At 27.0% G+C, this 9,914-nt stretch carries 5 protein-coding genes and 1 pseudogene; all 6 read right to left on the reverse strand.

Translation table 11 applies throughout. From position 1 onward, the window contains the following. Nucleotides 1-37: 37 nt before the first annotated feature. On the reverse strand, nucleotides 38-1,963 hold the full coding sequence (locus OXH55_RS13905; protein ID WP_418921843.1) for a HAMP domain-containing sensor histidine kinase: 1,926 nt from the start codon (nucleotides 1,961-1,963) through the stop codon (nucleotides 38-40). A 37-nt stretch (nucleotides 1,964-2,000) separates the two neighbouring features. After that, nucleotides 2,001-2,693: a response regulator transcription factor gene (locus OXH55_RS13910; protein WP_268050607.1), complete on the reverse strand. Its 693-nt coding sequence runs from the start codon at nucleotides 2,691-2,693 to the stop codon at nucleotides 2,001-2,003. 119 nt (nucleotides 2,694-2,812) lie between these two features. Further along, nucleotides 2,813-3,385 carry a hypothetical protein gene (locus OXH55_RS13915; protein ID WP_268050608.1) on the reverse strand — a complete coding sequence of 191 codons (573 nt, stop codon included), beginning with the start codon at nucleotides 3,383-3,385 and terminating at the stop codon, nucleotides 2,813-2,815. Between the two features lie 414 nt (nucleotides 3,386-3,799). Continuing rightward, the gene (locus tag OXH55_RS13920) at nucleotides 3,800-5,320 is read right to left on the reverse strand and encodes an HD-GYP domain-containing protein (protein WP_268050609.1); all 1,521 of its coding nucleotides are present in this window, start codon (nucleotides 5,318-5,320) and stop codon (nucleotides 3,800-3,802) included. A 28-nt stretch (nucleotides 5,321-5,348) separates the two neighbouring features. Then, the gene (locus OXH55_RS13925; RefSeq protein WP_268050610.1) at nucleotides 5,349-6,074 is read right to left on the reverse strand and encodes an MBL fold metallo-hydrolase; all 726 of its coding nucleotides are present in this window, start codon (nucleotides 6,072-6,074) and stop codon (nucleotides 5,349-5,351) included. A gap of 139 nt (nucleotides 6,075-6,213) precedes the next feature. Further along, a pseudogene (locus OXH55_RS13930) lies at nucleotides 6,214-9,914 on the reverse strand (hypothetical protein); the annotation flags it as partial.

The raw sequence follows: 9,914 nt of genomic DNA on the forward strand, positions 1-9,914 counted from the left end.
TTGTATGAGAAGACTTTGAAAAGTATTTATCCAAATACTATTTATTAAGTTCTACACTAACTTTAAAAAGATCCCCATCAATATCAATACGCATATTTCCACCTTGAAGCTCAACAATACTTTTTGCAATTGCAAGTCCTAGTCCAGAACCTTCAGTATTTCTAGATTTATCTCCTCTTTTAAACCTTTCAAAAATCTCCTCTACATCAAAATCCATTTCATAAGCAGAAATATTTTTCATAATAATTAACACTTTATTCTCTTCTTCCTTTAAATCAATATATGCTCTTGTATTTGGCATTGAATACTTTAAAATATTGCCTATTAAATTCTCAAATACTCTCCAGGTTCTTTTACCATCTAAATTCATATATATATTCTTTTTAGGAATATTAACTCTAAATGTCAGTGAAGAATTTTCAATCTTCTCGTCAAATTCTCCCATAGCCTGTCTTAGTATAGCAACTATATCTACTCTTTCAACATTAAGCTCTGCTGCACCACTTGCTATTTTTGAAGCCTCAAAGAGGTCATCTATAAGTATCTTAAGTCTCTGAGATTTTCTATCTAAAATCTCAATATATGCTGAACTTTCTTCTTTAGATAAATCTTCTTTTTTAAGTAAATTTATGTAATTTATTATAGAAGTAAGTGGTGTTTTTAAATCATGGGATACATTGGTTATTAATTCAGATTTAAGTCTTTCACTCTTCACCTGACTTTCAACTGATTTTCTAAATCCCTCTTTCATATTATTGATATTATGAGCTAGTTTTGAAAGATTTCCTTTTTCATTTTCTTCTATTGTATAATTTAGATTTCCAGAAACTATTTCATCAGTTGCCTTTATTATTTTATTTAATGAAGCCGTTTTTTTAAGTATATATTGGGGAACTAGAAGAAGATATATAAATATATACACTGCTGATATCACAAAAATAAACCCATCACCGGAAAACAAGGTAATTAATGCAGCGCATATAAATATGCCCAATAATATGGTTAGAATAAAAATTATATTTATTTTAGATATTATGTTTTTACTCATAGAACTATCCTTAACAAGCGCTGTAAATTGATAAATTGAGCTATCTTTCCACTGAATTGCTCGTTCTTCTGCATCTTTTATTAATCTTATTGCAATTTTTATATTGAGTATTAGATAAAAAACATAAAATGCTACTATGGTAAGTTTGATAACATGACTTATGTTCATAGGTAAATAAAAAAAGTTAACATTCACCTGATATATTAATATTAAAAATGAGCAAATAATAAATATACATATTCTTGAATCTAAAGGTATTTTTTCGTATAATATTCCTATTTTTTCTATATATGATATTTCATCTCTTTTGTTTTTCACTATATATATTAATATGGACAATCCTATCAACAATGAAAAAACACATATTATTTCTTCTTTAATAACTCTTACTTTGATAGAATTATAATATTCATAGTCTTTCTGGATTTGACTATACCCTTCAACATCTTCTAAAATTATAAAACTCCCTTCAAAACCATTAACTTGAAACCACTCATTAATAGGTTGTATATAACCATCTCTTATATACTTCTTTGGAAAGTTTATACTATATAAAGCTTTGTTTTGTATGTAATTTTCTATATCCGATGTCTCTTCCAAGTTGGTATGAATTTCCCCACTTTCTTTCTCCACAATATAATATTTAAAAAACTTTCTCGAGTCTATATATTTTTTTGTTTTCTCATATTTTTCAAGAGATTTCCTTTTTTTATTTTCTAAATTTTTAGTACTTTCTTGTTTAACTTCTTCTAATTCATCATCAGCCTTTTGCGTATCTTTAAGTAAAATTTCCACATTTCTGTAATACTCTACTAGTTCATGTTTAAACTTATAGCTATTAAAATAAGCATCTTTTGCAATATACTCGTTCTTTTCTATAAAATCAAATGCTGACATAAATGAAAGTGCAATCATATATATACTTAAAATAAAAAGTGTTATGTATAAATGCTTACTTTTCGATTTTATATCCAATTCCCCACACCACCTTTAAATATTTAGGTTCCTTAGGATTGATCTCTATCTTTTCTCTTATTCTTCTTATATGAACTGCAACAGTATTTTCCCCATTATAAAAGGGCTCTTTCCAAACCTTTTCATATATTTCTTCTATGGAAAATACCCTTCCTTTATTCTCCATTAAAAGTTTCAATATTTTATATTCAGTAGGTGTAAGATTTATTTCTTCTTCATCTACCATTGCAGTCTTTGTATTTTTATTTAAAATAAGACCTCCTACACTAAGTTCATCTTCACTCTTTTTATAATTTCCAAGGTTTACATATCTTCTCAACTGTGACTTAACTCTAGCTACTAACTCCAAAGGATTAAACGGCTTTGTAATATAATCATCTGCACCTATATTAAGCCCCAATATTTTATCCGTATCTTCTGATTTAGCTGAAAGCATTATTATAGGAATATTTTCATTTTCTCTTATCTTAAAAGTAGCTTTAATTCCATCCATTCTCGGCATCATAATATCCATCAGTATAAGTTGAATTTCTTCCTCTTCTAAAATCATCAAAGCCTCTATGCCATCTTTAGCCTTAAGTACTTTTATACCTTCATTTTTTAAATATATTCCTATAGCTTCTCTTATTTCTTCTTCATCATCTACTACTAAAACATTATATTTTGTCATAACTGTCACTTCCTTTCTGCAACATTATATCACTCTTCTTTCCCCCTTAACAAAGACATAAATAATTATACAAAATATTTTTTCAATACAAAAAATTATATCTTAATAAATAAACAGTATTATTGTGTAGCTTTCATAAAAAAGCTAAAAGCCTCTTTTTTATCGCCATTAACTTTAGCAATAACATTCATATTCCGAATGTGATACACTTTATTTTCATAATCTTTTGCTTGATTATCACATATATAAGCATAATCATAATTGCCTTCTTGTACCCACCCCATGAATATATAGGTGTGAGTAGGAATACCCTTTTTGTTATCATAAGCATCTGTTGAAAAACATAAATCTCCAGGCTTTAATTTTTTATAATCCCTTTCCTTTTCCCATCCCTCTTTCTCTAAAAAGGGAATAAATTTAGCTACACTAGCCATATTTTTAGGAACTTCATAATTATTTCTTCTTAGCACTTCAGATGCAAAATAAACACAAGTATTCGAAGAATTGCCATTATGCAATTTTACTGCAGCTGAAAATGCTGTTCTTCTATTGTTTTTATTTTGTAAAAATTTATATATACTTTTACGTAAATATAAGTTCTCACCTTTTGTAGTTGGCATAATATTGACTAAAATTAATAACGGTAAACTAACTATTATTATAAATTTTCCAAATAATTTCATTTTCTTCATATGTATTTTCCTCCTTAATAAAATTAAATTTAACTAGTTTAAATCCATGTATTGTTTTAATAAACGATAGATCAACTTCACTACTTGTTGATGCTGCATGTGTATTGGCTTGGACATTTTTTCTTCTACAGGATTGTTTGTGTAGATAATTAATATAAATGATGCCAATACAATAGACGTAGTTTTTATGAATTTTCTCATATTATCATCTCCTTAAACATCAACTCAATTCATTTACCAATATTTCTAATTTAATAAGCTATAACTGATTATACAAAATAATTTTTACAAATTTCCTATCATAATTCTTACAAATTTATTAAGATTTAATATTAAATTTTTTCATAAAAAAGCAAGACTTTATTAAATTAAAATAAAGTCTTGCTTTTTATCTTTCATTATTTATCTTATTTTCTATATAATATCCAGTACTTCATAAACCTTTTCTTTTTTAAATATTTCAAATAATTCACTATCCAAATTCCCTCTTTCAACCTCATTCTCTAAAATAGATAGAGATTTCTCTACACTTAAAGCTTTTTTGTATGCCCTATCCTTTGCTGTAAGTGCTTCAAAAATATCTAAAATTGCAAGCATTTTACCTTTAAAAGGAATTTGCTCTTTATTTAAACCTAAAGGATATCCTGTACCATTACATTTTTCATGGTGAGTTAATACAATATTTCTCAGCTCACTTAAACTATCCATCCAATTAATTTTTTTAAGTATCTGATCCGTATAAAGAACATGTTTTTCAATATGTGCTCTTTCACCTTGTGTTAGATTTCCTCTTTTAACTTTAAGATTTTCAAATTCAAAATCATCTATTAATGATTTTTCAATACCATCATAGTCTTCGTAATTAATATTTTTAATTTCTACAAGCTTGTTTTCCTCTTCTTCAGTTATGTAGCCTTTTGTATTGGTTTCTACTATAAATTTTAAATAATCATCTAATCTATTGTATATTTCTTTTTCTTCTTTATTTATTGATTTTTTTAATTTTTTTAATTCTAAATCCCTTTTAATAAATTTAAATCTATAAACAATACTGCTAATTCTATCATCCGTTAATCTATTTTTTTTCAATAATACATTCTCTGATATACCAATTTTCCCAATATCATGTAATAATGCTGCATAATAGAATTCCATTAACTCCTCATCAGAAAAAACATAATCTTTATACCTACCATAATCTACATTATTAATGGCTTTTGCAAACCTCAAAGCAAGAATTGCTACTTTTTTAGAATGACCAGCAGTTTCTGGATTTCTAGCATCAATAGTAGCTACCATAGTTTCCATAAAAGATTTGAATAAATTTTCTATTCTTTCATACAAGTTAACTCTCTGAAACAATACAGCAACTTGTGAAGCTATAGAAATAACCATCTCTGCTTCTTCATTTTCATAAGGTATTATATAATTTTGAAAATCATCTTCGCTGTTAAGTTTCTTATCATAATCCTTTTTTTTATTTATAATTTGAAGAACACCTATTACATTTCCTTCAAAATCCTTCATAGGTACAACCAACATATTAATTGTTTTATAATTAATAATTTTATCAAAACTATCATTATATTTTAAACCTAATTCTCTTGGAATTTCTTTTACATTTTTTAAATTTAAATAATCTCCCGTATAAGCAGCATATCCAGCTATGCTATTCTTATCTATATTCAATGTAAATTCTTTTAATTTAATTTCTCTCGAATTATTCCTCGTTATAGCAAATTTCAGAAACTTTTTTCCTTCCTTTTCTTCAACAGTATATAAACTTCCTGCATCACTTTTTGTAAACTCCATAGCAAATTCTAATATACTTTTAAGTAGTTTATAAGTATCTTTTTCTTGTGATAGAGCAATTCCTATTTTGTTTAATTGCATAATCGTATATTTAAGTTTCTTTATAATCTCATTATTATTCAAGGTTTCACCTCTTACTATTTAAAGTTATTTAGTATTCATTTTCTACTAAATTAAAACCATATTCTAAAACTTTATTAAAATCAAATTTTTCATCAAAATGCATACAATAAACCTTTTGTCTATAGCTTGGTTTTATATATTTGCATAATTTATCTATATACAGGTGAGGATTGCCTCTGAAATCATATCCACAAGTATCCTGATATAAACAATCAATCTCATTATTATAAAATTTATTTAATACATAATCACTTATTTTTGAAGAATCTCCACTAAAGTATATTGTTTTATTATCATAATTTAAAACATATCCATAACACATTAAGTTATTAACATGTTCAACTTTAATAGGTTCAATAACAATATTAAAATCCTCTGTTTTTATATTGTATATTTCTTGTTTATTTATTAAAGAGTATACCTCATCACTCATACCTACTAAATTTAAATATTGTTTTATATGTTGAATATTTGGATAAATTATGTGTATCTTTCTCTTTAAAATATAGTAACAATAAGCTATTAAATCTCCTAAAGAACCTATATGATCAGAATGAGTATGTGTAATTAAAACAAATAAATTGTCTACTCTTTCAAGTAATTTATTTTCAACTATTTTATTAAATGTCAAGCTTCCACAATCAATTAACAATAAAGAATTACCTTTTTTTATATAAGCATTATTATTTCCATATCTCACATTAAATGCACTGCCGCATCCAATAAATTTTAAAGCCCCTTTATATCTCCCCATGAAACTCCTCCTATAAATTTAGAATAATGAGCAATTATATAATTAACTATACAATTGCTCATTCACTTTATCCAAATTATTATTTAAAATAATTCTAAAAATTAGATATTACTTTTTTATCACTGTGTAAACTAAAATATTATACTGGATCTGGAATTTGTAATTCACGATTAATCATATCTGAAACATATAATATGTGACTCTCATTCTTATATACAACTACTATAAATATTCTATATTCTCCATAAGTGATATAATATTTATAATTATGATCACTAAGCGACCAAAGATTTAAAATTTCTCCATTAGCCTGTATATCATTTAGGTCATTAATAACTGTATTAGAAGAAGATTGAACTGCTCCCACTTCAAATGTAATATCATTATCATCCTCTACATGAAATTCAATATATCCACTCTCTGTGTCTATAATTATATTATCAACAGTTATTAAATTCAATTCATTAACCGAATTATCTGTCACATATTTAACTTTAATATTATGATTTTCACTTGTACTTATAGAAATAGCATTATTGACCAATTCATGTTTTGTCCAATCATTATCTCCAATCTTTACCCATATATTATTTATATTGTTAGCATTATTTAGCAATTCAATTGACCAAAGATTTCCCTCTTTCTTAACTAATCCATCATAACCTAAGTGAGAATATTTATCCTTATTACTCATTGTTAAAGTAGTAATTTTCCCACTTTCATGTCCTCCTGATTCTAGTACTGACTTAACTCTTACCTGAATATTTATTGTATCAGTATTATTTGATAATAATTCTTTGGTTTCAAAACTACTAATATCTTTCCAGCTTTCATTACCAATTTTATACTCCATAGTGCTATCTGCACCATTAATACTAATACTTCCATCAGCATCAGCTTGTAAATTCACTAAAGGTGCCTCTATTACATTGGGTACTACAAATTCGTATCTTTCACTTTCATTTTTACCAGGCTCTGTTAATGAAACATAAACATTGTTTAAGGTATCAAATATATTTGCTGGTATTGATATGCTTTTTAAAGCTGTACTATCAATATTAATTGTTCCTATATTATTTCCACCTGTGCTTGAATCATATAAAGTTACTACTGTTCCAATTGGTATTGTTCCTGCTGTATTATCTACAATTAAATTATCTTCTCCTTCTGCATTATTAACTACTAATATTGATGCTAATCTCTCAGCTTCTGATTTTGCTTTTGCTGATACTACCTGTGACACTGCTGTATCAAATGCTTCTTTGATTGATTTTCTATCTGGAAATGCTGGTTGTGGTCTTAAGGCTAGTACTTTTTCTGCTACTTTTAATTTTTCTTCATATGTTAATGTTCCATAATCCATTCCAAAATCCAACCCTAAAATTCCTGATTCTAATGCCACCTTCATATCTTCTGAATTACCTGCACTATTTACTGTAGCTTGTCCTTCATTAGTAATAATGATATTATTAGCAAACTTCTCTGAAACATATACAAGGTATTTCTTCTTTTGATACTCAGCTATAATATATGCTCTCATATCTCCTATCCAATTATGTTTGCACCTATAATTGCCTTGATACTCCATAACATCATTTAGATAGTCTGCAAAACCAAAATTATCAACACTATTAATAATATCCTCCACGTCTTGGGCAGTATTAATAATATAAGTTTCAGCTTCTGATGGTATTATTGCCGCTATACTGAATGTAACATCATCACCTTTATTATCCATATTAAATTGAATGTAATTATCATATGCCTGCGGTGCTATAACTATATTATTAATTGCTAATAGTTTTAATTCATCAATCGAATTATCTGTAACACATTTAACTCTAATATTTTCAGTTGTATTTATAGAAACTTTATTATCAACTAATCCATGTTTTGTCCAATTCTTGTCTCCAATTTTCACCCAAATATTATTAACGTTATTTAATAATTCAATTGTATAAAATCCTGTCTCCTTTTTAACTACTGCACCATAACTTGTCTGAGAATCAACACTGTTGTTACTCATAGTTAAAGTTGTAATTTTTCCACTTCCATGTCCATCTGGTTCTGCTTGTTCCTTTACCCTTACATGAATATCTATTGCCGCATCAGTATATGCTACTAGTTCTTCTGTACTGAATTGATTAATATCCTTCCAAATTGCATCACCTATTTTATATTCCATAGTACTATCTGCACCATTGATACTAATACTTCCTTCAGCATTAACTTGTAGATTTACTGAAGGTGCTTCTGGTGAATTTGGTACTATAAGTTCATATCTTTTACTTTCGTTTTTACCAGGCTCTATTAATGAAACATAAACATTGTTTGAGGTATCAAATATATTTGCTGGTATTGATATTCTACTTGTAGATATGCCGTCAATATTAATTGTTCCTACATTATTTCCACCTGTACTTGAATCATAAATATTTATAGTTGATCCTCCTGGTATTGTTCCATCACTATTATCTATGATTACAGAATCCTCTCCATCTACATTATTAATTATAGTAATTTTATTGCTTATATCAATAGGTTTAGTATTCTGTGCATAAGTATATACTATATAACTTTCATCACCATTTGTGGCTATTAAATATAGCTTGTTCTCAGGTTTCAAAAGCTCTGTTGTAAATCTACAAATATTAAAATATGTTGATTCAACTTCATATATATGACTGTTTTTCTTCAAATCATTTACATCAGTGATATTAACCGAGGAATCAACTACTCCCAGTTGAAAATTAATATTATTATTAATCTTCTTATCATAATCAGTAGAGATTTCAACAAATGTATATTGAATATCACCTCTAAAATCATTTTTACGCAACTCTTTCACTTTAATCATTAACAATTTTAATTCATTAATAGAAGTATCAGTTATATATTTAATTTTTATATCATCTATATCCTTTGCAGGTGATGGTATAGTAATGCTGTTATTTTCTAATTTGTATTGAGTGAAATCATTGTTTCCAATTTTAACCCAAACATTTTTTATATTATCACTAATATTCAAGAATTGAATTGTACAACTCTGATTTTCTTCTTTAAGTACAGCATTGTAATTTGATTCAGTAACAACTCCATTATGATTCATTGTGAGCGTTTTAACTTCTCCATTTGGAATTCCTTTGTTTTTTACCTGTATGCTTATACTACTATCAGTAGTATTTAGTAATTCTTCAGTTTTAAAGCTACTGATATCCTTCCAGCTTTTATCATTTATTTTATATTCCATAGTATCCTCTGCACCTTCAATACTAATAGTTCCATCATCATTAAGCTGTAAATTTACTGAAGGAGCTTCTTTTTCTTTCTTAACTTCTACCACTGCTACGTCAAATGTCTTTTGTATCGCTGCTTTATCTGCATATCCCCCTATTGGTTTTAAGCTTAACACCTTGTCTATTACTTTTGTTTTTTCTGTTATTAACATCGTTGGATATTCGATTCCTAAATTCAACCCTAAATCTGGTGACTCTAATGCTGTTTTCATTTGTTCAGAACTATTTGCATTATTTACTATTGATACAGGTGTATTATTTTTATCTGGCTTAGTATTTTTATCTGGTGTAGTACTTTTATCTGGTGTAGTACTTTCATCTGGTATAGTACTTTCATCTAGTGTAGTATTTTCATCTGGTATAGTATTTTCATCCGGTGTAGTATTTTCATCCGGTGTAGTATTTTCATCTGGTGTAGTATTTTCATCTGGTATAGTATTTTCATCTGGTATAGTATTTTCATCTGGTATAGTATTTTCATCTGGTATAGTATTTTCATCTGGTATAGTATTTTCATCTGGTATAGTATTTTCATCTGGTATAG

It is taken from the genome of Clostridium ganghwense, from assembly GCF_026735165.1.
In the GTDB taxonomy this organism is placed as follows: Bacteria; Bacillota; Clostridia; order Clostridiales; family Clostridiaceae; genus Clostridium_H; species Clostridium_H ganghwense.